Here is a 26509-nt window from a genome sequence, read left to right on the forward strand (position 1 = left end):
ATGAAATTTGCAGTTCTGGTTTTTCCGGGCTCCAACTGTGATATTGACTGCTATAAGGCGGTAGAGGACACGGTCGGTGAACCTGTCGATTATGTTTGGCATACTGCGACGGATTTGTCGCCTTATGATTGTATTCTTGTTCCAGGAGGCTTCTCCTACGGGGATTACCTGCGTTGCGGTGCGATTTCCCGGTTTGCTCCGGTGATGAAGGAAGTTGCCAAAGCGGCTGCCGAGGGCAAATATATTTTAGGGATTTGCAACGGATTTCAAATTCTGACCGAAGCCGGGTTGTTGCCAGGGGCTTTACGCCGCAATCTGTCGATGAAATTCCTATGCCGGGATACGGTGTTGCAGGTTGCGAATAACCAAACACCTTTTACAAGAGACTATGCTGCTGGTGAAGAGATCATTGTTCCGATCGCCCACGGCGAAGGCAACTATTACTGTGATGATGAGACGCTGGCTCGTTTGCAGGCGAACAATCAGATTGTATTTAAGTATAAAGATAATCCTAATGGTTCCGTGACGGATATTGCAGGGATTTGTAATGAGCAAGGTAATGTGCTGGGCATGATGCCCCACCCGGAACGCGCGGTGAACGCATTGCTCGGGACGGATGATGGCAAACGTATGTTTACATCTATTTTGAACGCTTGGAGGGATCGACATGGCGCAGCAAGTGTCCGCTAAGGAACCGACGGCAGAGCAGGTTGCCGAACATAAACTGTATCAGCAGATGGGTGTATCGGACAGTGAATATGCGTTGATCTGTGAATTCATGGGACGTCAGCCCAATTATACGGAGATAGGCGTGTTCAGTGTCATGTGGTCAGAGCATTGTGCTTACAAAAACTCCAAGCCGTTGTTGCGTCGTTTTCCAACGAGCGGTCCGCGAGTTCTGATGGGACCCGGCGAGGGCGCAGGCATTGTAGATATCGGTGACAACCAAGCGGTTGTATTTAAAATCGAAAGTCATAACCATCCATCCGCTGTGGAGCCTTTTCAAGGGGCAGCGACTGGGGTAGGCGGTATCATCCGTGATATTTTCTCCATGGGTGCAAGACCAGTTGCGGTGTTGAACTCTCTGCGTTTTGGCAAGCTGGAGAGCGACCGTGTGAAATATTTGTTCGAGCATGTGGTATCTGGTATTGCGGGATACGGGAACTGTATCGGTATTCCGACTGTAGGTGGCGAGGTTGTATTTGATGAAAGCTACGAAGGCAATCCGCTCGTCAATGCAATGTGTGTCGGACTGATTGACCATGATAAAATCCAGCGTGGTGTTGCTAAAGGGGTCGGTAACCCGGTGTTCTACGTGGGACCGCCGACAGGTCGTGATGGGATTCACGGAGCGACATTCGCATCGGTTGAGCTGACAGAGGAATCTGAAGCGAACCGGACTGCGGTTCAAGTAGGCGATCCTTTTATGGAGAAGCTGGTTATGGAATCATGTCTGGAATTGATCGACAGCGGTATTGTGCTGGGTATTCAAGATATGGGTGCCGCGGGACTTACCTGCTCCAGCGCGGAGATGGCGAGTAAGGCTGGCAACGGTCTGGAGCTGTATCTGGATCAGGTACCGCAGCGTGAAGAGGGCATGACACCTTATGAAATGATGCTGTCTGAATCACAGGAACGGATGCTGTTCGTAGTAGAGCCTAAGGATGAAGCACAGGCACTGGAAATTTTCGAGCGCTGGGGTGTTATTTGTGCAAAGGTCGGTAAAGTGACGGATGACGGTCGTTTGCGTTTGTTCCATCACAATGAAGTGGTCGGAGATATGCCAGTGACGGCGCTGGTTGACGAGTGTCCGATTTATGACAAGCCTTCCGAAGTCCCTGCTTATTATGAGCAAAATGCTGCTATTGACACACTTCGTTATGCAGAAGTGACGGATTTGAACGGTGCGTTGAAAAAGGTGCTGTCATCACCAAGTGTAGCCAGTAAGAAATGGGTATACGAGCAGTATGACTACATGGTTCGCACGAGTACAGCCGTTCGTCCGGGATCGGATGCAGCTGTAGTGACTGTGCGCGGAACTCGTAAGGGACTCGCCATGACGACAGATTGTAACGGACGTTATGTATACCTTGATCCAGAGGTAGGCGGACGGATTGCAGTCAGCGAAGCAGCGCGTAACATTGTATGCTCCGGCGGCGAGCCGTTGGCAATTACGGATAACCTGAACTTCGGTAACCCTGAAAAGCCGGACATTTTCTGGCAAATGGAAAAAGCCGTGGACGGTATGGCAGAAGCTTGCCGTGTACTGGATACACCTGTCATCGGGGGCAATGTCAGCTTGTACAATGAAAATGCTAAAGGCTCCATCTATCCGACGCCTGTTGTCGGTATGGTAGGTTTGGTGCATGATACAGATCATATTACGACACAAGGCTTCAAAGCCGAAGGCGATGTGATTTTTCTGGTGGGGGAAACGAAGGCTGAGCTGGGAGGCAGTGAGTTCCAAGCTGTCGTACACGGTGTATCCGAGGGACGCCCTCCTGAGCTGGATTTGAACGTAGAGAAAAAACTGCTGACTGCGGTACTGGGAGCGATTCAGGGCGGATTGGTACAATCTGCGCATGATTTGGCAGAGGGCGGATTGGCTGTAGCGCTTGCGGAATCTGGGATTAGCGGCGGATTAGGAGCACAGGTCAACGTAGAAACGACTTTGCGTCCTGACCATGCTTTGTTTAGCGAAAGCCAATCCCGTATTTTGTTATCTGCATCGCCGGATAAAGCGTCTGCTCTGGAAGCACATCTGCGTGGTTTGGAAGTGCCAGTTACTGTATTAGGAAAAGTTGAAGGATCACAATTGACAGTTGAGGTGAACGGACAACCCGCTTTGAACGAGGCAGTCGCCAGTTTGAAGCAAATCTGGGAGGATGTCATTCCATGTCTGATGAAATAACAGCACGGACGTTGTGGACTGGAGATTATTATAATGAAGGCTCTGGTAAAGAGGGGCTGTTTGATAAATTAAAAGAGGAATGCGGCGTGTTTGGAGTGTATAGGCACTCCGATGCCGCTTCCCTAGCATATTACGGATTGCATGCACTCCAGCATCGCGGAGAGGAAAGTGCAGGCATCTGTGTGAGCAGTGGCGACGAGTTTCATTATCATCGTGGAATGGGGCTTGTAAAAGAAGTATTCAATAAAGATTTGATGGCTTCGCTGACAGGCGATATTGCCATAGGACATGTGCGCTACTCGACAAGTGGAGACAGTAAGCTAACGAATGCACAGCCTTTGGTGTTCAAGTATCGTGATGGCGATCTAGCGGTAGCTACGAACGGGAATATTGTGAATGCTTTGCAAATCCGGCATGAGCTGGAGCAGGGCGGGTCTATTTTTCAAACGACCAGCGATACAGAAGTAGTGGCGCATTTGATCGCACGATCATCCAAGGATTTAGTGGAGGCCGCGAAAGATGCATTGAAGCGTATTGTCGGCGGATTTGCCTTTCTGATTATGACCAACGATAAATTGCTGGTCGCCTCTGATCCCAATGGCTTGCGTCCGTTGACGATGGGCAGATTAGGTGATGCATATTTGTTTGCTTCTGAAACCTGTGCTTTGGAAACGATTGGGGCAGAGCTGTTGCGCGATATCGAGCCGGGTGAACTGTTGGTGTTGGACAAAAATGGTCTGCACGAAGACCGTTACAGTGAAGGTAAGCATCGTAAAGCACTGTGCGCGATGGAATATATTTATTTTGCCCGTCCTGACAGTGATTTGAATGGTTCCAATCTTCATGCTGCGCGCAAAAGAATGGGTAGCCAGATGGCGCTGGAAGCTTTTGTCGATGCGGATCTGGTGACAGGAGTGCCGGATTCCAGTATTTCGGCTGCGATTGGTTATGCTGAGCAGACAGGTATTCCTTATGAGCTGGGTATGATTAAAAATAAATACACTGGACGTACCTTCATTCAGCCGAGTCAGGAGCTACGCGAGCAGGGTGTGAAAATGAAGCTGAGCGCTGTACGACGTGTTGTTGAAGGTAAACGAGTCATTATGATCGACGATTCTATCGTTCGGGGCACTACATCCCGCCGAATCGTGAATATGCTGCGTGATGCGGGCGCGTTGGAGGTACATGTACGTATTACCTCGCCGCCTTTCAAAAACCCGTGCTTCTATGGCATCGACACGCCGGATCGCCGGGAGCTGATTGCTTCATCCAAAACCGTCGAGGAAATTCGTGAGGAAATTAACGCCGATTCGCTTTACTTTATGAGCGCCGAGGGTTTGATTGCCGCTGTAGGTGGATATAACGAACAGGATTACAAAGGCGGCTTGTGCCTAGCTTGTTTTGATAATGATTACCCGACTCAGGTAGATTTCAAAGGTGAAGAAAAGTTCGGATGTAGTTGTTGAGAAAAGGGAACAAAAGAGGTGCATGAGCAAGTGATGGTGGTTCTGAGGGGGCACTCCGCGTGTGGAAGGTTCTTCCGATCGCTGTTGCCGCTGGATTCCTGGATTGGAATAACCCCTTAGAGGGTTGGAATCCAGCGGCAAAGGCGAACGCTTCGCTTCTCCAGAATCCTTCCACCCGCTCCGTTCCTCAGATGTGCAGCATTTTGCAGCAGTGCCTGTACCTCTTTGGTTCCCACCGGGAAGAGGATAGGTAAGGTCGTTAAAAACTCATGGCATAACTATTTCATGCCATGAGTTTTTAACGGAGCGGTGACTCATAAAAAGTCACCCTGCTCTTATAAGGTTGAGCCAGCGAAGCGAAGCTCAACAGCAGGCAAGGCGAAGGTGCCTGCCTCAAAGGACAAAGAAGTGAGCCGCTCGTAGGCGCCGTTCACTTCTTTGCCTGGCACGTCCCCGCCTTTGCGAAGCAAACAGCCCGGGACGTGCCCGCCGCCGTGAAGGCGGCCACGCACCAAAGCGTGTCCTTGTGAATTGCGGGAATGACCCGCAATTCACAAGGACAACACGCGACTCACAGCACGAACCAACCACCAAGTAGCACCCAACCCTACACATCTGACCGATTCTTGAGGGGTCCAGGGGGAGCAGCCCCATGGAGTCCTCCCTATTAGGGAGGACTTAGGAGGGTCAATCATTTGAAGGAGTGTTCATGAATGTCCGAAGCATACAAAAACGCAGGGGTAGATATCGCTGCCGGTAATGAAGCAGTAGAACGGATGAAAAAGCACGTTAAACGTACCTTCCGTCCCGAAGTGCTGACGGACTTGGGCGGATTCGGTGCGTTGTTCGGCCTGAATAAGGATAAGTACGAGGAGCCTGTACTCGTTTCCGGTACCGATGGTGTCGGCACGAAGCTGAAGCTTGCTTTCGCAATGGATCGTCATGACACCATTGGTATTGACGCGGTTGCGATGTGTGTAAACGACATTGTCGTCGGAGGCGCGGAGCCACTCTTTTTTCTCGATTACCTCGCCTGTGACAAGGTTGTGCCTGAGAAAATTGAAGCGATTGTAGCCGGTATTGCCGAGGGCTGTCACCAATCGGGCTGTGCGCTGGTCGGCGGTGAAACCGCAGAAATGCCAGGGATGTATAGCGAGGGTGAATATGATATTGCCGGATTCACGGTAGGGATTGTAGATAAAAGCAAAATTATCAACGGTAGCTCCATTGCTCCCGGAGATACAGTGATCGGACTGGCCTCCAGTGGAGTTCACAGTAACGGCTTCTCCCTGGTGCGCAAGCTGTTATTGGAACAGCAGGGCTATGATTTGCATGAAGAAATCGAAGGCTTGAACGGCAAACTGGGCGATGTACTGCTGGAGCCGACGAAAATTTACGTGAAATCCGTTTTGGCATTGCTGGACAAGGTAAAAGTAAAAGGCATGGCGCATATCACAGGTGGCGGTTTTATTGAAAATATCCCTAGAGTGTTACCGGATCACGTCAATGTGGATATAGAATACGGCACTTGGCCGATTTTGCCAATCTTCCAGCTCATGCAGGAAAAAGGCGCAATCTCCAACAAAGACATGTTCACAACCTTTAATATGGGAATTGGGATGGTAATCGTTGTAGGCGAAGAGCATGCACAGACTGCACTGGAAGTTCTGAAGGAACAGGGCGAAGCCGCATATGTGATCGGAAAAGTAACGGAAGGCAGTTCTATCGTGACCTTTACGGGAGCAGAGGTGTAATGAACGAGTACCGGATTGCTGTTTTTGCATCAGGTGAAGGGACGAATTTTCAGTCATTGGTGGATGCGGCTGCGCGAGGAGAACTGGGCGGGGCCTCGGTAGAACTGCTCATCTGTGACAAGCCTGCGGCTCCTGCCGTAGCTAGAGCACAGAAAGCCGGAATTGCGTGTCATACTTTTCGACCCAAGGAATATCCTTCTCGAGAAGACTATGAGCGTGAATTGGTGGCTTTACTGGAGCAGAAATCGATTGATCTCATCGTGTTAGCTGGCTACATGCGTTTGCTATCCAGCGTCATGGTCGATGCCTACGCCGGAAAAATCATTAATATTCATCCGTCACTACTTCCGGCATTTCCAGGGAAAGATGCTGTTGGACAGGCATTGACCTATGGGGTCAAGGTAAGTGGCGTCACCGTTCATTTTGTGGACGGGGGCATGGACACGGGAGCCATTATTGCCCAGCGTGTCGTGGAAGTTGACGACCATGATACAGCGGAATCCTTATCCGCAGCCATTCAATCCGTGGAACGTCAGCTATATCCAGAGGTAGTTGGCAAATTGGCCCAAGGTAAAATCCAATTAAATGGTCGCAAAGTGATTTCACTTCTCTAAGAATGATTGTAATTTGTCATATCATTGTCATATCAAGGATGCTGTACAGGCATTTTCCGATATTTCTCGGGAAATAAAATGATAAAAGAGAATTTTGCAAAATTCTGAAAGAGCTAAAGGAGGAGACAGGGTGAGTATTAAAAGAGCGCTCGTCAGCGTATCGGATAAGCGAGGGGTCGTGGAATTTTGCCGCGAGTTGTCCAAATTGGGTGTGGAGATCGTTTCGACAGGGGGAACGAGCAGCTTGTTGTCGAAGGAGGGCATTCCTGTCATCGGCATTTCAGAGGTAACGGGTTTTCCAGAAATTATGGATGGACGTGTTAAAACACTCCACCCTGCGGTACACAGCGGCTTGCTGGCTGTTCGGGATAATGAAGAGCATCAGCGTCAGATGAAAGAACTTGGATTGGGTTATATTGATCTGGTCGTTGTGAATTTGTATCCTTTTGCGGAAACGATCGCCAAACCCGGTGTAACTTATGAGGACGCGATTGAAAATATCGACATCGGCGGTCCAACGATGCTTCGTTCTGCGGCAAAAAATCATGCTTTTGTAAGTGTGGTAGTCGATGCTGATGACTATAGCACAGTGTTGGAGGAAATCCGTAAGGATGGCGATACGGAACTGAATACCCGTAAGCGTTTGGCCGCAAAAGTTTTCCGTCATACGGCGTCATACGACGCTTTGATATCCGATTATTTGTCGAATGTGACAGGCGAGCCGTTGCCTGAGCGTTACACTGTAACCTATGAAAAAATTCAGGATTTGCGTTATGGCGAAAATCCGCATCAGCAGGCGGCATTTTACCGTGAGCCATTGGCGGCAAAGGGTACACTGACAACAGCGAAACAACTTCACGGCAAAGAGCTGTCTTACAATAACATCAATGATGCTAATGCCGCTTTGCAAATCGTCAAAGAATTCAGCGAACCTACAGTAGTAGCAGTTAAGCATATGAATCCTTGTGGTGTGGGAATTGGCGGAAGTATTTATGAAGCGTACAGCAAGGCGTATGCAGCTGATCCAACCTCGATTTTCGGTGGCATCGTAGCGGCTAACCGGATTATTGATGGTGATACAGCGAATAAGCTGAGTGAGATCTTTTTGGAAATTGTACTGGCACCGGGCTTTACGAAAGAAGCATTGGAGATTTTAACGAAAAAGAAAAATATTCGTTTGCTTGATCTGGGTGAGCTTTCCCGATCTGAACAGGCAGAGAGCCGTTTCGTCGTGACTTCCATTGAAGGTGGTATGGTCGTTCAGCTAAATGACATTCACGCTGTAGACTCGGATGCACTTACAGTTGTAACGGAGCGGGCACCATCCGAGGAAGAACTGAAACAGCTTTTGTTTAGCTGGAAAGTGGTTAAGCATGTGAAATCCAACGCCATCGTACTGGCGGCAGATAATATGACCATTGGCGTAGGCGCAGGACAAATGAACCGTGTCGGTGCGGCCAAGATTGCTATCGAGCAGGCCGGTGACAAAGCAAAAGGTGCCGTACTGGCATCCGATGCATTTTTCCCGATGGGCGATACGTTGGAGTTGGCAGCTAAAGCAGGCATCACAGCAGTTATTCAGCCGGGCGGCTCCATCAAAGACGAAGAGTCCATCAAGGTTGCTAACGAATACGGCATTGCCATGGTCTTTACAGGCGTACGTCATTTCAAGCACTAACTTGTATGAGTTGAGGATGCAGCAGCATTTTCACCTGAACAATCTTAATGGGAGCGGGAGGAAACACCTGAATGGATATTTTGGTTATCGGAGGGGGCGGCCGCGAACATGCAATTGTGTGGGCGCTGAAGAAAAGCCACAAGGCCGGGCAGATCTATTGCGCACCAGGCAATGCTGGTATCGGACAGTTAGCGGAGTGCGTGCCGATTCCGGTGAGTGACTTTGACGCGCTGACAGAACTGGCGGAATCCAAAAAGGTAGGACTTGTCGTGGTTGGTCCCGATGATCCGCTGGCAGATGGTATTGTGGATGCTTTTGAAGCGAAAGGCATTCCAGTATTCGGACCGCGTAAAAATGCAGCGGAAATTGAAGGTAGCAAAATCTTCATGAAGGATTTGCTCCATAAATATCATATTCCGACAGCAACCTATCGCAAGTTTTATACTTATGAGGAAGCACATGCATACTTGAAGGAACAACCGATTCCGGTTGTCATTAAGGCAGACGGACTCGCGGCAGGCAAAGGGGTAACGGTCGCTTACTCGATGGAGGAAGCGGAAAAGGCTCTCTCCGACATTATGGTGACCAAGGTGTTTGGTGAAGCCGGGGCACAGGTCGTGATTGAGGAGTTTCTGGCTGGTCAGGAAATGTCGATTCTCTCCTTTGTCGACGGTGAAACGGTTCGTCCGATGGCCGCGGCCCAAGACCACAAGCCCATTTTTGATGGTGACAAAGGGCCGAATACAGGTGGCATGGGTACGTATTCTCCGTTGCCTCACATAGCCAATTCTATTATTGAGGAAGCTATTGAGACGATTATTAAGCCGACGGCCAAGGCCATGGTTGCTGAAGGGCGCCCGTTCCGAGGTGTATTATTTGCCGGATTGATGATTTCGCCGGACGGCAAGCCGAAGACCATTGAGTTTAATGCACGTTTCGGTGATCCGGAAACTCAAGTGGTTCTGCCTCGTTTAAAATCCGATCTACTCGATATTTTTCTTGCTGCTGTAAATGGCACGCTGGATCAGGTGGAGATCGAGTGGAAGGATGAAGCAGCGGTATGTGTGGTGCTGGCATCTGGAGGTTATCCTGGAGCTTACGCCAAAGGTGTACCTATCCACGGATTGGAACAGGTAGACGAAGCTATCGTGTTCCATGCTGGAACGGGCATCAACGAACAGGGCGAGTGGGTAACGAACGGCGGACGTGTATTAGGTGTGGTCGGCTTGGGACGTGATATTGCCGGGGCACGGAACAAAGCTTACGAACAGGCGGATCGTATTACCTTTGAAGGTAAACAAAACCGTACGGACATTGCGGCAAAAGCCTTGCTGTAGCAGCGATATAAAGGATAAAGAGAACCTCTGTGGAGGTTCTCTTTTTGTTCAAAGGAAATAAAGTTGTGGACTGAGGAAATAAAGCGTTTTCTTAGTGCTTAGTTTACAGCAACAAGGACTTCACCCAAAAAAGGTTGTTTTAGTTCATTCACATGATTAAACTAACGGTTAATAGTAGGTTCAAGTAATCGATGAGACGAAGAGGGGGAAACCGAAATGAAGACGATCAAGTGCATGATGGACCACCTGTACTGGGCGGACGGACGCATCTTGGACGCGCTCGGGGAGAGTGAGACGAAGAACAAGGACCTTCTGAAGCTGGTTCGGCACATCGCGGTCGCGGAACGAGTCTGGCTGTCCCGTTTGCAGGGCAAGGGCAGCGCGCAATATTCATTGTGGGAGGAAGCAGAAGACCTGACGGCGATCCGGACGATGTTCGAAGAAAACGCCGAACAATATCGCGTCTATATCGAAGGGCTCGAGGAATCCGAGTTGGACGAGATGATCGACTATGCGAACCAGAGCGGGGTTCCGTTCCGAACGTCCGTCCGGGACATCCTGTCGCAGGTCCTCTTACATGGGCAATATCACCGGGGACAGATCAACCGGGCGCTTCGGATCGAATCGGCAGAGCCTGTCCAAATCGATTACATCACGTTCGCGAGGCTCAGAGCCTAATAATCACCATTACTCGGAATGGGATTGACATTGAACGACGGTATGATAGCTCAACAAATTGCTTTTACCATATAAGAACAATATGCTAATGTATATTAGCAGACGATGATATTTTATAAGTGATAAGAACCTACACTGCCTTATTTAGGATCAAAGAGAGCCCATACCCTTATAAATTGGAAAATTAATTTACCTTCCAAATACGGTTATGGGCTTATTTACTTTTCATAAGCACTACATTAGACTGCCGGTACTTGTTTAAGCTAACGGGCAGGGGAGTTACAATATGTAGAATTGTATGATAACCAACTCGATGGAAATATTATGTCATTCAAAAAGAGCATAACGATTCTTTACTGATCGTTCTCAATATGTTATATTAATTGAGGGAGGGAGATGGGAATGGCGAGAAGCAAGGAGTTTGAAGAGAAAGAAGTCTTGGATAAGGCGATGCGGCTCTTTTGGGAGCAGGGGTACGAGAAAACGTCCATGACCGAGTTGGTTGAGCATATGGGTATTCATCGAAGAAGCTTGTATGATACTTTTGGAGATAAGCATAGTCTGTTCCTGAAAGCGATGGATCGGTTTGACGACAAAATCATCGCCGCGCTTGCAGGAGGGGTTAAAGGATCCAAGACCGCATCGGAGGCATTACAGTTTATTTTTAGCTTCATGATCGACGGGGATGAGGACTCGCCAGCCGGATGCTTAATGGTGAATTCGGCCGTAGAATTGGCGGCGCGCGACGTCGAGGTGGACAACAAGGCCACGAAAGCATTCACGACAGCAGAGCAATTGCTCAAGGAGATTATTCTTTGGGGACAGCGTGAAGGTGAATTCACCTCCACATACAATGCTGAGGAATTGGCGGAATACCTGCATAATGTATGGATTGGGTTAAGGGTAATGGCAAGAACCTCGGCTTCCAGAGAAAAGCTTCACCGTATTACTCATATTTCGATGAAGCTCCTTGAAGAATAAGGGTAGTTGTGGTAGTCAGTTCAGATGTGAAGTGTTCCTTCTGCTAATCCATGCTCTTTGCGATGGAGTTATCTTACGCTTAATTTAGAATGAACATTCTAAAAACGCCGAAAGAAGCTCTAAAGCATAGTTTACAATGAAGTTTATCAGCGCAGTTAAAACAACAAACAACACAACACATAAAAACAACAGAGTAAGGCACTCAGTATTTTTTTTAACGATTTTGAGAATGAACGTTCTCGTTAGAAAACAAGTATCGAGTAAAACTCGCTTACCGTAATTACTACGTATCAAAACGCAGGCCAAATAGCTTCAAGAAAACAATTTCATAAACAAAATACAATAAAAGGAGCACATGAAAATGAATATTTCTCAACAAGTTGTATTTGTCACTGGCGCGAACCGAGGTTTTGGTCGCCATCTTGCCCTTGAACTTCTATCCAGAGGGGCTAAGGTGTATGCCGGAGCAAGAAATCCGCAGTCCATTGACATTCCCGGTGCAATTCCTGTAAAGCTTGATATTACGAACCCTCAAGAGGTAGCGGCAGCTGCTATGGCCGCTCAAGATGTTACGCTTCTGATCAACAATGCAGGCTCGGCTACAGGAGCTACTTTGCTTGACGGTGATCTCGATCAAATACAGTTGGAATTTAATACGCACTTCTTTGGCACATTATCCATGATTCGCAATTTCGCACCTATTCTTATTAATAATGGTGGGGGATCCATACTGAATATCCTTTCCGCATTATCATGGTTCAGTAGTGGCGGGAGTGAAGGCGCTTATTCGGCTGCAAAGGCGGCTGCGTGGGCAATGACGAACGAGTTGCGCTTAAATCTGTATCCTCAAAATGTGAGAGTAGCTGGCTTGCATGTGGGCTTTATGGATACAGACATGACGTCAGGCGTTGAAGCTCCGAAGTCCAACCCTGCTGATATTGCAAAAATTGCAATTGATGGAATAGAGTCCGATAGCTTTGAAATTCTTGCTGATGAACCGAGCCGTCAACTCCAGCGTGCTCTCGCTGGCGGTGTAGCTGCTATTTACCCACAGCTTAAATGATGAGCAAAACTGTACTAATTACCGGAGTGTCGGGCGGAATTGGAAAAGAGCTGGCGGATCGTTTCGCCAAAGACGGATACGATTTGGTGCTGGTCGCACGCAGCGAGGACAAGCTCGTGGATCTCGCGAGGGAATATCGGAAAAAGTACCGTGTCCAAACGACATACATCGCCAAAGATGTTGCATTACCTGGCGTGGCAGAGGAAATCTACAGGGAGCTTAAAGAAAAAGGGATCACCGTCGACTTTCTTGTTAATAATGCGGGCTTCGGCTTGTACGGGGAATTCTTGGAGACACAGTTGGAGCAAGAGATGAATATGATCGACATTAATATCAAGGCTCTGACTGTAATGACTAAGGTGTTCTTACCGGATATGGTCAAAAGGCAGCAAGGGGGCGTGCTGAATGTGGCTTCGTTGGTGGCTTTTTTTCCTGGACCACTGATGGCAGTTTACTATGCGACAAAAGCGTACGTACTATCGTTCACTGAGGCTTTGGAGAATGAGCTGCGCGGCACAGGCGTGACTGTGTCCGCACTCTGTCCGGGAGCGACAGCGACTGGCTTTGTCGATCGTGCTGGGCTAGCCACCTCAAAGCTGTTTAGAAGCGGCGTCATGGAGGTTGGGCAGGTGGCTGACATAGGATATCGCGAATTCTTGCGGGGCAAGACTTTAATCATAACAGGGGGGCGCAACAAGTTCATGGCGTTCTTGCCGCGGTTGCTGCCTCGCAAGTTCATGACAAATGCGGTCAGATCCGCACAGGCTAAAGTGGAGCGATAATCGAAAGACATTGGAGTTAATAAACTCAATTCAAAGAGGGGGTTTTAAAATGGAAAAACTGTGGAGCAAAACGAAAATTGGCAACATGGAATTACCCCATCGGTTAGCGATGGCACCAATGACACGTAGTAGAGCGCAAGAGGATGGTACGCCGGGAGAGCTAACTTCCCATTATTATGCTCAAAGAGCATCGATGGGTTTAATTATTACTGAAGGCACACAACCTTCTGATGATGGTCAAGGTTACTTAAGGTCACCGGGCATCTATACGGAAAAGCATATTGAAGGTTGGAAAAAGGTTACGGATGCGGTACATGAAGAAGGTGGATTTATATTTATCCAATTAATGCATGTCGGTCGTGTTTCGCACCCCGACAATACACCACATCATCGTCAACCCGTTGCACCATCTGCGATCGCACCCGGTGTAGAAATGTTTACGGCTAAAGGGATGCAGGAAATACCCGTTCCAAGAGAGTTAAGTGAAGAAAATATCCAGACGACAATTGCAGACTTCCGGAAAGCAGCAGCGGCAGCTATTAAAGCAGGAGCCGACGGCGTTGAAATTCATGGAGCAAATGGTTATCTGATTAATCAATTTATTGGGGAGAATTCTAATATACGATCGGATAAATACGGTGGATCGATAGAGAACCGTGCTCGCTTTGCAATTGAAGTAACGAAAGCAATCGTTGAAGAAATTGGAGCAGAACGAACAGGCTTCCGTATTTCGCCGGGAACACCTCTTAACGGAATTGATGAGGGCGAACACGGTCTTGAAGTTTATCTTCACCTTGTAAAAGAATTAGCTCAATATAATTTAGCTTACCTCCATGTTATGCATTTAGGGAACGAAACACTGCTCCATGAAATTCGCAACATCTGGCCAAATCCATTATTAGTCAATAGAGCTGGACGGGCTCTAGAAGATCTTAGTGTAGATATTGATAATGGCCTTGCTGATATGGCGCCAGTCGGGGTATGGTCATTAGCTAATCCGGACTTAGTTGAACGTCTTAAAGAAGGCTTTCCTTTGAATGAAGCAGATCGTAAAACATTGTACTCTGGTAACGGAAGCGAGGGTTACACAGATTATCCTACGATGAAAGAACTTCAATCTCAACATCAGTAAAGAATAACATGGATATTGCTTTATGATGGCGTACAAGTTAAAGTACGCCATCAATTTTTCCAATAAACGAATGTGGAATTAAGATAAATGAGAAAAGGAGAAGATGAAGAATTGAAAGCTGCGCAAATGCAAAAATATTCAAAACAAATCCAATTAGAAATAAACAATATAAAAAATACCGGAAATCAATAACCATGAAGTTCTTATCAAAGTAAAAGCTGCAGGTGTAAATCCCTTAGACATTCTTATTTTAAATGGTAGTATTCGCATGATTGCCGATTATGACTTCCCTTTAACTTTAGGAAACGAACTATCCGGCGTTATTGAGGCTGTTGGAAAAGATGTTGTGAAATTCAAGGTTGGAGATCCCGTTTATACGAGGCTGCCAATAAATAAAATCGGAGCTTTTGCTGAGTATGCGGCAGTCCATGAGGATGCGATTTCCGTTATGCCTAAAAATCTTTCTTTTATTGAGGCCGCCGCGGTACCCCTCACGGCTTTGACTGCATATCAAGCCTTGCATGATGTACTTCATGTTCAACCCGATAAAAAACTATTTATTTCTGGAGGAACCGGCGGCTTTGGTACGATGGCTATCCCGATTGCCAAATCGATGGGGTTATATGTGATTACGAGCGGCAGTGAAAGAGGGAGATCACGAACACTGTCCATCGGCGCTGATCAATTCATTAACTATAAAGAGGAAAATTATTTTGATTTGCTATCTAATATCGATTATGTTATCGATACATTGGGGGCAAAAGAAATTAAAACGGAACTTGCTATTCTCAAACCCCAAGGGAAATTGGTATCATTGAAGGCTTTACCCAATTACCGCTTTGCTGCTGAAAATAACTTTCCAATATGGAAAAAGCTATTGTTTGGTTTAGTAGGTGCTCGTTTAGATCGATTAGCAGTTAAACAGAATAAAGAATATCGCTTCTTATTCGTGTCCGCTAATGGCAGGCAATTACAAAAACTGACGAAACTAGTTGAGGATGAAGATATTAAGCCCGCTATAGATTCAGTTTATAATTTTGATGACATTAACATGGCTTTAAATAAAGTTTCTACTGGCCACTCCGAAGGAAAAGTGATAGTAACCTTCTAAGGAGAGGATATATGAATTTTGGAAATACGCTCGAAAGGTGCCTTGGCATAACACCACATTCACGCTTCGTAGCATTTGGCTGATTACGCTAAAGGAGAACGTTAGTTTAATAAAACAGCAGTAGTCTAAGACTGCCGCTGTCTTTTTTGTTGGCGCCAGTCTAATACTTATTTTCTTCTGACACTTTTTTCTTTGACAAAAGTATACTTATCCTATAGGATTAAAAATACAAAACTGACTGACTGATCAATCGGGAGGAGGGAACCCATGCAGCCACGAAAGGCGAAGCAGTCCGAGACCGTCTCAAATGACCAACCTGCTGAGCACACGGGGGAAGAAACAGACCGCAGAACACAGCTTCTTCACATTGCATTGAAGCGGTTCGCCGAGCAGGGTTACCATCAAACAAAGATTTCAGATATCGTGGTAGAGGCTGGAGTAGCCCAAGGCACGTTTTATTGGCATTTTAAAAGCAAAGAGGCACTGGCGCTGGAGATTATCGCTACCGGTCGTGAACAACTACTGTCAGCGATTGGACAGGGATATCGCCGTGATGCGGGAACGCTGGCTGATATGGTTAAGGCATCGGAGGCGCTGTTTGTTCGGTTATTTGATTTTGCATTGGAGAACCGCTATCTGATGGGTTTGCTGCTGATCGGCAGTGGTGTCGATGAACCGGTGCGCCAGAGTATCCGAGAGACAAGGGCCGCGATGGAGCTGGCATTCCGGCGCAATATGGAAAGAGCGATCGAGCTGAACATGTTGCCTGCTGAATTGGATGTCGAATTAAGGGCGGCACTACTCATGAGTATGATCGAAGGTGTCATTACACGCTGGCTATTCGGTTCAGAGGGAACATATGACCACATCACACAGATAACTGCTAAAAGATTGGCAGCAGAGGCGGCTAATTTTGAGTTTTATGGACTACTAGGTCAAAGCTAGAGGGTCAACATCGCATGAATGGGTAGTTGGAACAAATAATATAGCCAAATCACATATATGAACTCAATCATATACATCCAGATAGGAGAGAAGGATACATGAAAACACGTAAAAAAGGGTTCTTGGTAACTACACTCATGGCTGTGGCATTGTTCAGCCTTGTGCTAAGCGCTTGCGGTACTAAGCCAGAAGCTTCTAATACTAGCAATGGAGCGGGTAGCAGTAATGTGGCAGCGAGTAACCAGCTCGAAGCAATCAAGAAGGCTGGTGTAATTAAGGTAGGCATGATGGGCACTTATCCGCCGTACAATTTCTTGAACGATAACAAGGAATTGGACGGATTTGATGTGGATATCGCCAAAGAATTGGCGAAGCGGATTGGAGTGAAACCGGAGTTCACGGCACAAGAATTCTCGGGACTGGTTCCAAGTTTGCAAAAGAAAAAATTCGATGCAGTGATTAGTCAGGTGACGATTACAGAGGATCGTAAGAAGGCTATTGACTTCACAGAGCCTTATATCACAAACAATGTAAACATTATCGTAAACAGCAAAACAAATGATATTACCAAGCTGGAGGACTTTAAAGGCAAAACCATTGGTGTCGGCTTGGGAACGAATGATGAATCTTATCTGCGGAATGAAGTACTGCCGAAGATAGGCGATTTTGAGATTAAAACGTATGATGATGTCATTACTTCCTTAAAGGATCTAAACTCTGGTCGTATTGACGCAACAATCAACAATCTGTATGCTCTCAAGCCTATTATCGATAAAAACGGGTTCCAAATTAAAGCCGTAGGCGAGCCGATTAAATCGGATCAAGCGGGTGTAGCCATTAACCAGAAAACTCCTGAGCTCAAAGAAGCCTTGAACAAGGCTTTGAAGGAAATGAAGGAAGACGGCACTTACAAAACAATTTTCAAAAAATGGTTTGGCGAGGAGCCAAAAGAATAACGTAAGCCTGTTAGAGGCGTCTGGCTCCAGTCTTGGCTTTTATGCTGACATGGGGCCACTCGTCTGAAAGAAGGGAATATAACCAATGCTTGAATTAATGTGGGAGAACGTCCCTTTTTTATTAAAGGGTGCTTATTATACGCTATATATTACGATTGTCTCTATGTTTTTTGGCCTAATCATTGGTTTGATTGTTGCTGTGGCCCGGTTGAAGGGGAATCGACCTGTTCGATGGCTGGCGCGCATGTATGTATCGATCATTCGGGGGACGCCGGTTTTGGTGCAGATTGCGGTCATTTATTATGGACTGGATGATTATGGAATATCATTCGGATCGCTGACAGCTGCTTGTCTGGCACTTAGCATTAATACAGGGGCGTACTTATCGGAGACGTTCCGTGGAGCTATTTTAGCTGTACCCCAGGGGCAGACCGAGGCAGCTTATGCAACGGGAATGTCGCCGGGTCAAACGATGTGGCGTATTATTCTTCCTCAGGCGGTACGGATCGCAATTGCACCGATGGGGAATACATTTGTAGGTATGCTTAAGGAAACGTCGCTGGTGTCGGTTATCGGGGTCAGTGAATTGATGCGGCAGGCACAGCTTTTACAGGCGCAGTATTTGCTTTACATGCCGTTTCTGCTCGAAATTGGCCTGATGTACTGGATTATGAGCATTGGATTCTCCGCTATACTGGAGCGGGTGGAAAAGCGTCTGGCTCGAGCTTATTAAGGTGGAGATGATAGATGATGATAACAACTAACGGATTAGGTAAACGATTCGGACAGGTAGAGGTTCTGAAAAGCATTGATTTTCAGGTTGCCGCTCGTGAAATCGTCGTATTACTCGGCCCGAGCGGTTCAGGTAAAAGTACCTTGCTGCGCTGCCTGAACGGTCTGGAAGAGCTGTCTTCCGGCAAGTTTGAGGTGAATGGGGTTGAGGTCGATGCTACGGCTCCCGTTCGTGTCCGCCAAGCAGCCATTCGTGAGATTCGCAAACAGACAGGGATGGTGTTCCAGCAATTCAATCTGTATCCGCACAAAACCGCAATCGGCAATGTCATTGAAGGACTGCTGACAGTAAAAAAAATGCCGCGCGACAAGGCTATGTCCATCGGACAACGGTTATTGGAGCGGGTGGGGTTATCGGACAAGCAGGATGTACATCCTTCACGTCTGTCCGGTGGACAACAGCAACGAGTCGCCATTGCACGTGCGCTGGCGATGGACCCGGCGATTATGCTGTTCGACGAACCGACATCGGCGCTTGATCCCGAGCTGGTAGGGGAAGTACTAGGTGTTATGCGAGAGTTGGCTCAAGACGGAATGACGATGGTCGTCGTTACTCATGAGATGAAATTTGCTCGCGAGGTGGCGGACAAGGTCGTATTTATGGCAGATGGTATCATTTTGGAGGAGGCAGCGCCACAGGCGTTTTTTGACACTCCCCAGCATGAGAGAACACAGAAATTTTTACGCCAAATCAGTGAATTTTAAAGTAAGATCGAGAATAAATCATAGATTATTAAGATGGAAAGAAGGCCTTTGAACATGAAAGTATCTACAACTTGGCACGGCAAACGCGCGTTTACTTCGGAGGGTCCATCCGGTTATTCCGTTGGGATGGATGCTACGGCGGCTTATGGCGGTGATGGTAAAGGAATGACACCCATGGAACTGCTGTTGGCGGGTCTGGCGGGATGTATGGGCATTGATATCACGATGATTTTGGATCGTTTCTTGTCGGACATTACTCGCATCGATATTGACGCAGAAGGTACGCGCAAGGAAGAAATGCCGACAGGCTTTACAGCGATTGATCTGACATTCCACGTAGATGGAGATATTCCAGATTACCGCGTATGGAAAGCGATTCAGATGGGGAAGGAAAAATATTGTGCGGTATCCGACTCCTTAAAAGCGGAAATTCGGATGCACCTCATATTGAATGGAACCGAAGTACCCTATCCAGCATAAGTGTTAAAGGATAGTGAAAGAGAGTCAGCCTGTGTTATATACAGGAGGCTCTCTTTTTTATGTTATTTGAAAATATGACACGTAATGAAACTTTTTGTACTGTGTTTTCGTTTAAAATAGAAATTGAAATATAGAAATGGGAAAATAAACCTGTGTGTGAAGTGCATACGGGGGGAGGTAAGAGTGAAACGAAAGCGCCTTATCGTGGTAGCAACTAGTTTGGCTACAGTGCTCATCGTTATGGGTGTAGCGGCAGGCTTACTATCTTTCATGCAGAATCAAGTGGCTAATCCCTCGAATACCGTCCGGCCCACAACTGCGATTGCAGCTGACGTTAAGGAAGAAACGAAGGAACAGGATGCTGCCCGGCGTTTACTTCATTTTGTGGAGGCGAATGCAGAAAAAGTTTCGATTACGATTCTGAGAGATGGAAAAAAGCTGGCAGGCCAAGAAGAAAATCGGATGATGCCTTTGGCGAGCACCGTCAAAACAATCATTGCGATCGAATATGTCAAGCAAGCGATGGTGGGTAAGATTAACCCGGACGGGAGAGTGAAGCTGATTTCGCTGGAAAGGTTTTATTTGCCGGGTTTGGATGGGGGTGCTCATACGGCGTGGCTACAGAATATGGAGGCTAAAGGGCGGATACAGAATGAAACTGTATCTGTACGAGACGTCGCCAAGGGGATGATTCAATTTAGTTCCAACGCCAATGCGGAGTATTTAATGGACAAACTAGGGGTGGATGCGATCAATCGGACGAGAGCTAAAATGGGGCTGCAAAATCATGATCCCATTTATCCGTTTGTATCCTCCATTTTGATTCCCTACGAATGGATGAAGGAGAGACAAGGTGAGAATTGGAATAATACAAAGAATAATATTTCTGCCAAAGAAGCCATTCAGGCGATGTCTGATACGGAATTTCGCCGATATGCCCGCGTGATTCATAACAAGCTGCGCCGTGATGTGAGTGGTTCTTACAAGAGAAACGCAGATATTACGACTTGGTATGATCAGGATTATGATCGTATCAATACGGATCGCTTTATAGCTTCAACGACAGCCGAGTATGCCTCTTTAATGAGTAAGCTGAATCGCCGTCAAGGGTTCACAAAAGCTGAGCAAAAGTTATTGTCCGAGGTGTTGGAGGAACCATTTATGGTTCTTCCTGAAAACCAGCAATCTCTGAAACATACTGGGCAAAAAGGTGGCTCTACGGCTTATGTTTTGACACTGGCCATGTATGCGACAGATAAGGAAGGGCATACGACAGAGCTAGCTGTCTTTTTTAACGATTTGGACCCAAGCACAAATGCCAGCTTTCCCGAAATGATAAATGGTTTTAAAAAGAGGCTACTGCATGATGAATCGTTTAGAAAAGAAGTTAATCGGCGTATCGGTGTACAGGTAGCGCTGCTAAACGCTAGGGTATAGTACTGCGTTTAGCTGCGCTGCGCAACTTCTTATCCTCATCCTATCCACTGTCTTTTTGTTTGCGTTCCCGCAGCAATAGATACAAAAAATATGGCGCGCCAATGACGGCTGTCACGATGCCAGCGGGAATTTCGAGCGGCGGCTTCAGACCTCGTCCCAGCGCGTCAGCAAGGACGAGAATCAGGGCGCCGATCATCGCCGAACCGGGCAATAGATAGCGGTGGCGATTGCCAAATAACCGCCGTGCCAGATGCGGTGCCAGCAGTCCAATAAATCCGATGGAGCCGATGGCAGCGACACAGGAGGCAGCCAAGGCGACTGACACGGCTAGCAGTCCTGTACGCACACGCTTCACGCTAAGTCCCAGCCCAGCAGAGCTTTCCTCATCTAGGCTCATAATGTCCAGCTTGCGCTGTAGTGTATAGGCGAGAGGCAGCAATACGATTAACCACGGCAGTAGCCCATACACTTCGTCCCAGCCTTTGCCCCACAGACTTCCAGCTAGCCAAGTGAGCGTGTCGCTGGCTTCGAGTGGATACTTGACCAGTATATAATCGGTCGCAGCCTGAAAAATAGCGCCCACCGCCAGTCCGGTCAAGGCTAGCATATTGGGACGCATGCCTCCCTTCATCGAAAGCTGTACGAGCAACAGTGCAGCTAGCCCAGCCCCGACAAAGGCGGCTACAGGCAGCAGCGCCACTGGGGATGAGGGCAGCAGCACGATGACGAGAACCGCCGCAAAGCCGGCCCCCTTGGAGACACCTACCACATCTGGCGAGGCTAGCGGGTTGCGGATCATGCCTTGCAGCAGAACACCGGCTACTGCCAGCCCAGCTCCGGCCATGATGGCCAGCAGACCGCGTGGCAGCCGATAATGGTGAACGATGAACCAGGAAGAGGCATTCCGATCCGTCAGAGCCTTGATCAGCTCAGAGGGCGTAATGTAGGTGCTGCCCACGCCTATAGCTATAAAAGCAACACCCAGCATGAGCGCGAGTAAAATCCACAGTTTTTTCATCGTGAAGCCCTCCCGTTCTTATGCGCCAGATATAAAAAGAAGGGCGCACCCACCAGCGCGGTTACAATGCCAACGGGTGATTCATAAGGAAATGCAATAAATCGTCCAAGCACGTCTGCATATGTCAGCAGCAGAGCTCCGCAGATTGCAGACAGGGGAATGACCCGTTTGTAATTGTCGCCTGTAAACATCTTGATGATATTCGGTACCATCAGGCCCACAAAGCCGATGGACCCGGCTACCGCTATGGCAGAGCCTGCCAGCATAATCACTGAGGCCGAGGCCAGTAGACGGACAAGACGTACGTTTTGTCCCAATCCCTGTGCGACCTCCGTCCCGAGGCTCAGCACAGATAGCGAGGGGGCCAGCGCCAGCGCAAGAATCATACCCACGGCGAACCATGGTAGCACCAGACGCGTGTCGGCCCAAGTGGACCCGTCGATGGCTCCGGCGAGCCAATACAGCACATCAGATATTTGCTCGTTGAACACGAGCAGTCCTTGGGTGATGGAGGCCAGCAACAGATGCACGGCCATCCCGGCAAGGGCCAGCTTGACCGGCGTCATGCCCGCCGTTCCGGCCAGCGCGTATACGAAGGAGCCGCCTGCGATGGCCCCGGCAAAAGCAAAATAAATGCTGCCGGACGATCCGATATTCGGCAGCAGCACGACGGACAGCACGACAGCCAGCGAAGCGCCTGAGCTGACCCCGAATACCTGCGGCGAAGCCAGCGGGTTGCGTGTGATGGCCTGCATCAGGGCTCCAGCCACGGCAAGCCCGGCCCCGACGATTAGGCCAATAACGGCACGCGGTAGGCGTACCGTCAAGACAATGAGCTGATCCTTAGACGGATGCTCAGTGAACAGCGCAGTTAGCACGGTGGGGATGTCCATCCTGACTGGGCCAATCGCCACGCTAAGCAGCAATCCCGCCAGCAACGCAGCGATAAGTGCAAAGAAGACCGGCTTATTCAGCCGGTCGCGTGAGGCTTGTCCGATCAACGGGAGCCGTCTCCTTTACTTTGCGCGGGATACAGAAGCGAAATGGCTTGCTCCAGTATTTTTTCGGCTGAGCCGAGTCCACGGTATCGGGTCCACAGTGCCCGGTTTACTTCGTAAACTTCCCCTTTTTTGACGGCCGTAATGTTTTGCCAAAGCGGGTTTTGCTTCCATTCCGCAATCAGCTTCTCATCGGCTTCCACCAAAAAGATCACATCAGGATCCGCTTGTGAAATTTGCTCCAGCGTCAGCTTGACGGTAGGCTCGCTTGTATTTTGAAGGGCATTGTGGATACCCGCTTGCTCCAGTAGTTGTCCATCAAAGGATGAAGCGCCGTGAGCCGATAGTGAATCAGAACGGAATACCCCTAGCAATACACTGCGTGGCTCACCAGCTTTGATGCCTTCTTTCAACTTTTCCATTGTAGCTTTATGCGTAGCGAGAATTTGCTCGCCTTTTTCCTTCTCACCCAACGCATCGGCGATGACACCGAAGGATGCCAAGTTTTGTTCATAGGAGGAATTGCGGCTCTTTAGAACAATGGTCGGAGCAATCTCACTAAGTTCTTTGTATATGCTTTTATGACGATTCAGATCAGCAATAATCAAATCCGGCTTCAAGGAGCTGATCGTTTCCAGGTTTGGTTGTTTGCGTGTGCCTACTGGTGTGAAGTCGATTTTCTTGCCGAGCAGCCCATCAATATCATCGTCATTTTCCTGAGCTATACCGACAGGTGTTACGCCCAGTTGGGTTGTGGCATCGACAAAAGAGAATTCCAGGGTTACGATTCTTTTGGGTGTACCTGTAACTTTGGTTTCTCCCATCTCATGTTTAATGATTCGAGTGTCGCCTGTTGCTTGAGGTGCTACTGCGCTGTTATCTTGTGACTGGCTTCCACATCCCGCCATAATGACCGTCAGTAGTGCCAGGACCGCTGCAAGCAGCATACCTGTGCGCAGTGGTTGTTTCGGTGTTGCCATATGTTATCCCCCGTTCCAGTATGATTATCAGAGAAACTGATAATCATTATCAATCAACTAACTGTTGATCATTCTAGCAATCGGGAAGGAGGACGTAAATAATGTGGTTATTTAAACCGTTTTGATCGATTAAGTGAATTAAATTCAATAAAATTATGAATAGGAGGAGGGGGAAGTACCAGGACATCAGAGTTGGACGGTTTATGCATCCCTCCGCTGTCGGCGATAGATACGCTCCGGTCTGCCGACGGTTCCGTACACCTGATCGTGGTGCGCGTCGCCACTTTCCACTAAATACTCCAGATACCTTCTGGCTGTAGAACGGCTCATACCCAGCTCAATTCCCACTGTACCCGTAGTCACCTCACCCCGTCGATTCAGGAGATCTAGCACTTTGTCGCAAGTTACTTTATCAATGCCTTTGGCCCATAGTTCTCCAACTCCGTTCCCCGCCATCCGACCGGTGCCCGCGCTTTGAAGCAAACTGTCAATTTCAGATTGTTCGACTGTGGATTGTTCCTCTTGCCATGTTGTGATTTGTCGCCGAAATCGGGCATATTCCTCCAAGGTCGCACGCAATCTCTCGAATATAAGCGGCTTTACGATAAAATCAAACACGCCTGCTCGAACGGCTTGTACCACTGTTTCAGCTTCTTTGGCGGCAGTCAGCATAATAACATCTGTACCCGGATAGTGTTGCTTGATGAACGATAGCAGGGTTAGACCATCCGTGTCAGGAAAATAAACATCCAGCACGACTAGAGGAGGACGGAGCACGTCCAGTTGAAGTTTTGCCTCAAATTCGTTCGTCGCGATTGCACATACGGTGAACCCGTCCACCTTTTCAATAAATCGGCGGTTAATCTCCGCAATTCGCGGATCATCTTCAATAATAAGAACCTCAATGTCCGATACAACCCGCTCATTCATGGGCATAACCTCCTTTTGCATCATTACTCGTATCTGTCCTAATTAAAGGAATGTATACCTCAAAAATACTTCCTCCACCAGGACGTTTGTGCACTTCTATAGAGCCGCCCATTCGTTCAGTGTACTCCAGCACGAGAGCAAGGCCATATCCATGTCCTGCTTCTGCTTTGGTCGAAGCTCCTCTGACAAACAATTTTTCTTGGATATCGTCCGAAATTCCCAATCCGTTATCCGCAACTTCGACGATGATGGCTTCAGTCGTTTCTTCAAGCAGGAACCAGACCTGTCCGTCAGAGATGGAGGACATCGCAACAGCTTCCATGGCATTGTCCAGCAGGTTTCCAGCTATGGAAGCGAGAAAGGACCACTCCAACGTAGGGGACTGGGTTGAGAATGCTCCTTTAATATCAGAATGGAGTAAAACCCCTTTTTCCAGCGCCTGTTTCTTCTTACCGATCAGTAGGCTGGCGATGATTGAATCGGTTAGGAGAGCTGTGCCAATCGGCCTGTGTACACGATATTCCTCTGATTCCTGGGTGATAAAGTCCACCGCTTCGTCATAACACTCCAACTGAATCAGGCCGGATATGAGATACAGCCGATTGGCGTATTCGTGTGTTTGTGATCGCAGTACTTCCGCGTAATCTTTGACCTCTGTCAACTGTTGTGTCATGTGGAGCAGTTCGGTCTTGTCACGCAGACTGGCAACCGTGCCCATGATGCGACCGGAACGATCCTGGATCGGCACACGGCTGACGACTACAATTCGCTGCTGGACCTCAATTTCCTTATTCCATATGTACTGTCCCTGATCTGGCCCCATCGTTGAATGCTCTACTGTGTAATCGGCAACAAGCATATCAACCAGTACATCCGGAACACCAGTCAAGTGACGAAGGTCGCATCCGTAGATAGAGGTTTCCGGCGGGAGTCCGATCAAGCGAGCTGCCTGTGGATTGGCAAGTGTGATTTGTCCTTTACTATTCACCGCGATAATTCCTTCGCCGATGGACTCAATAATGGCTTGCTTTTCCTGGTACAACCGTCCGATTTCCACTGGCTCCAGTCCATGCAGTGCGCGGCGTACCCGTTGCGCTATAACCAGGCTTCCCAATATGCCGATCATCAGCGCGCCCACCATAAACCAGAGCCATGCATATGTGTATGTACGAATATTTTGCTGCACATCTGTCATTAAAAAACCTACAGAGACGAGCCCGATGGCCTTACCTTGCGTATCATAAACGGCTGTTTTGGCGCGTATTGACGGTCCGAGAGAGCCCGTCGATTCAGTGATAAAGGACTGCCCTTGCAGTACCTTATCATTCATGGGGTCTATCATAGGCGTGCCGATACGCTCCGGGTTTACATGCCACTGCCGGATGAGATGACGATCAGCAATAGTAATAAAATCAGCGCCGCTGCTGGCTTGGACAGGCTTTATGACCTTGTTGATACGCGAACGCAATTGCGTCGTCTCAGTCTGCTCCAGAGCGTCTCTGACCTGTGCATCTACGGCGAGGGTATTGGCGACGGTGAGCGCCCTTTCTCCGATTTCATCATATAGAGCGGAGGTGATCATATATCGAAAGGATAATCCCAACAGCCCGGTAACGACCAGTACTAAAAGGGATATAAATACCATTAGTTTTGTCTGAAAACGCACATGCCTTCACCGCCGTTAAACAAAATATAGGAGGAACGGATCTGCTGATCTTCTCCCCCATACGATCTATTTTACTGTATTACAGAAACGCCCGC

General features: G+C 48.1%; 25 protein-coding genes and 1 pseudogene. 20 read left to right on the forward strand and 6 right to left on the reverse strand.

The features are described from left to right. Genes purQ through ACYCSE_RS13220 form a run of 4 tightly spaced genes read left to right on the forward strand, consistent with a single transcriptional unit; the run spans position 1 to position 4631 of the window. The gene (gene purQ, locus ACYCSE_RS13205; RefSeq protein WP_459698359.1) at positions 1–690 is read left to right on the forward strand and encodes a phosphoribosylformylglycinamidine synthase subunit PurQ; all 690 of its coding nucleotides are present in this window, start codon (positions 1–3) and stop codon (positions 688–690) included. Then, entirely contained in the window at positions 668–2911 is a 2244-nt protein-coding gene (purL, locus tag ACYCSE_RS13210; protein ID WP_459698360.1) for a phosphoribosylformylglycinamidine synthase subunit PurL, read from the forward strand. Before purQ ends, purL begins: the two co-directional genes overlap by 23 nt. Further along, a complete protein-coding gene (purF, locus tag ACYCSE_RS13215) occupies positions 2896–4377 on the forward strand; it encodes an amidophosphoribosyltransferase (protein WP_023987052.1) in 1482 nt (493 codons plus the stop codon). Before purL ends, purF begins: the two co-directional genes overlap by 16 nt. A 59-nt stretch (positions 4378–4436) precedes the next feature. Beyond that, positions 4437–4631 (forward strand): hypothetical protein, encoded by a 195-nt coding sequence (locus tag ACYCSE_RS13220; RefSeq protein WP_165179504.1) that lies wholly within the window; start codon positions 4437–4439, stop codon positions 4629–4631. 81 nt (positions 4632–4712) lie between these two features. Here ACYCSE_RS13220 and ACYCSE_RS13225 read toward each other — a convergent pair whose 3' ends face one another. Continuing rightward, positions 4713–4889 (reverse strand): hypothetical protein, encoded by a 177-nt coding sequence (locus ACYCSE_RS13225; RefSeq protein ID WP_459698362.1) that lies wholly within the window; start codon positions 4887–4889, stop codon positions 4713–4715. Between the two features lie 201 nt (positions 4890–5090). Here ACYCSE_RS13225 and purM point away from each other — a divergent pair, with 201 nt between their 5' ends. From purM to ACYCSE_RS13305, 16 genes and pseudogenes are all read left to right on the forward strand, one after another. After that, positions 5091–6131 carry a phosphoribosylformylglycinamidine cyclo-ligase gene (gene purM, locus ACYCSE_RS13230; RefSeq protein WP_068938538.1) on the forward strand — a complete coding sequence of 347 codons (1041 nt, stop codon included), beginning with the start codon at positions 5091–5093 and terminating at the stop codon, positions 6129–6131. Beyond that, positions 6131–6745 carry a phosphoribosylglycinamide formyltransferase gene (gene purN / locus ACYCSE_RS13235; protein WP_069012413.1) on the forward strand — a complete coding sequence of 205 codons (615 nt, stop codon included), beginning with the start codon at positions 6131–6133 and terminating at the stop codon, positions 6743–6745. Before purM ends, purN begins: the two co-directional genes overlap by 1 nt. A gap of 130 nt (positions 6746–6875) precedes the next feature. Continuing rightward, complete coding sequence (gene purH / locus ACYCSE_RS13240) at positions 6876–8423, forward strand: bifunctional phosphoribosylaminoimidazolecarboxamide formyltransferase/IMP cyclohydrolase (RefSeq protein WP_459698363.1); 1548 nt, start codon at positions 6876–6878, stop codon at positions 8421–8423. A 71-nt stretch (positions 8424–8494) separates the two neighbouring features. Then, positions 8495–9760 (forward strand): phosphoribosylamine--glycine ligase, encoded by a 1266-nt coding sequence (gene purD, locus ACYCSE_RS13245; protein WP_459698364.1) that lies wholly within the window; start codon positions 8495–8497, stop codon positions 9758–9760. 216 nt (positions 9761–9976) lie between these two features. Further along, on the forward strand, positions 9977–10438 hold the full coding sequence (locus ACYCSE_RS13250; protein ID WP_459698365.1) for a DinB family protein: 462 nt from the start codon (positions 9977–9979) through the stop codon (positions 10436–10438). A gap of 402 nt (positions 10439–10840) precedes the next feature. Further along, positions 10841–11419, forward strand: coding sequence for a TetR/AcrR family transcriptional regulator (locus tag ACYCSE_RS13255; RefSeq protein WP_250259393.1), 579 nt, complete (start codon positions 10841–10843; stop codon positions 11417–11419). Positions 11420–11780: 361 nt separating this feature from the next. Then, on the forward strand, positions 11781–12482 hold the full coding sequence (locus ACYCSE_RS13260; RefSeq protein WP_250259391.1) for an SDR family oxidoreductase: 702 nt from the start codon (positions 11781–11783) through the stop codon (positions 12480–12482). After that, entirely contained in the window at positions 12479–13264 is a 786-nt protein-coding gene (locus ACYCSE_RS13265) for an SDR family NAD(P)-dependent oxidoreductase (protein ID WP_459698366.1), read from the forward strand. Before ACYCSE_RS13260 ends, ACYCSE_RS13265 begins: the two co-directional genes overlap by 4 nt. Before the next feature lie 49 nt (positions 13265–13313). Next, positions 13314–14396 carry an alkene reductase gene (locus tag ACYCSE_RS13270; protein ID WP_459698367.1) on the forward strand — a complete coding sequence of 361 codons (1083 nt, stop codon included), beginning with the start codon at positions 13314–13316 and terminating at the stop codon, positions 14394–14396. A gap of 87 nt (positions 14397–14483) precedes the next feature. Further along, positions 14484–15507, forward strand: a pseudogene (locus ACYCSE_RS13275) (NADP-dependent oxidoreductase). A 267-nt stretch (positions 15508–15774) separates the two neighbouring features. Then, positions 15775–16452, forward strand: a complete 678-nt coding sequence (locus ACYCSE_RS13280) for a TetR/AcrR family transcriptional regulator (RefSeq protein ID WP_452566267.1) — start codon at positions 15775–15777, stop codon at positions 16450–16452. A gap of 98 nt (positions 16453–16550) precedes the next feature. Then, positions 16551–17408: a substrate-binding periplasmic protein gene (locus ACYCSE_RS13285; RefSeq protein WP_452566268.1), complete on the forward strand. Its 858-nt coding sequence runs from the start codon at positions 16551–16553 to the stop codon at positions 17406–17408. Between the two features lie 85 nt (positions 17409–17493). Further along, on the forward strand, positions 17494–18141 hold the full coding sequence (locus tag ACYCSE_RS13290) for an amino acid ABC transporter permease (RefSeq protein ID WP_039272371.1): 648 nt from the start codon (positions 17494–17496) through the stop codon (positions 18139–18141). A 14-nt stretch (positions 18142–18155) separates the two neighbouring features. Continuing rightward, positions 18156–18905, forward strand: coding sequence for an amino acid ABC transporter ATP-binding protein (locus tag ACYCSE_RS13295; protein WP_302055497.1), 750 nt, complete (start codon positions 18156–18158; stop codon positions 18903–18905). Positions 18906–18959: 54 nt separating this feature from the next. Further along, complete coding sequence (locus ACYCSE_RS13300) at positions 18960–19385, forward strand: OsmC family protein (protein ID WP_023987060.1); 426 nt, start codon at positions 18960–18962, stop codon at positions 19383–19385. Positions 19386–19568: 183 nt separating this feature from the next. Further along, positions 19569–20822, forward strand: a complete 1254-nt coding sequence (locus tag ACYCSE_RS13305) for a serine hydrolase (protein WP_459698368.1) — start codon at positions 19569–19571, stop codon at positions 20820–20822. Positions 20823–20862: 40 nt separating this feature from the next. Here the strand turns inward: ACYCSE_RS13305 and ACYCSE_RS13310 are convergent, their stop codons facing one another. The 5 genes from ACYCSE_RS13310 to ACYCSE_RS13330 all read right to left on the reverse strand — a co-directional run bounded on the left by ACYCSE_RS13310 (position 20863) and on the right by ACYCSE_RS13330 (position 26414). After that, positions 20863–21840 carry a FecCD family ABC transporter permease gene (locus ACYCSE_RS13310; RefSeq protein WP_322174417.1) on the reverse strand — a complete coding sequence of 326 codons (978 nt, stop codon included), beginning with the start codon at positions 21838–21840 and terminating at the stop codon, positions 20863–20865. Further along, positions 21837–22841 (reverse strand): FecCD family ABC transporter permease, encoded by a 1005-nt coding sequence (locus ACYCSE_RS13315; RefSeq protein ID WP_459698369.1) that lies wholly within the window; start codon positions 22839–22841, stop codon positions 21837–21839. Before ACYCSE_RS13315 ends, ACYCSE_RS13310 begins: the two co-directional genes overlap by 4 nt. Further along, the gene (locus ACYCSE_RS13320) at positions 22838–23818 is read right to left on the reverse strand and encodes an ABC transporter substrate-binding protein (protein WP_069291128.1); all 981 of its coding nucleotides are present in this window, start codon (positions 23816–23818) and stop codon (positions 22838–22840) included. The genes ACYCSE_RS13315 and ACYCSE_RS13320 overlap by 4 nt, the downstream gene beginning before the upstream one ends. Before the next feature lie 201 nt (positions 23819–24019). After that, positions 24020–24748, reverse strand: a complete 729-nt coding sequence (locus ACYCSE_RS13325; protein ID WP_250259378.1) for a response regulator — start codon at positions 24746–24748, stop codon at positions 24020–24022. After that, complete coding sequence (locus tag ACYCSE_RS13330) at positions 24741–26414, reverse strand: ATP-binding protein (RefSeq protein WP_459698370.1); 1674 nt, start codon at positions 26412–26414, stop codon at positions 24741–24743. Before ACYCSE_RS13330 ends, ACYCSE_RS13325 begins: the two co-directional genes overlap by 8 nt. Positions 26415–26509: the final 95 nt, after the last annotated feature.

Source organism: Paenibacillus sp. SEL1 (genome assembly GCF_054602535.1).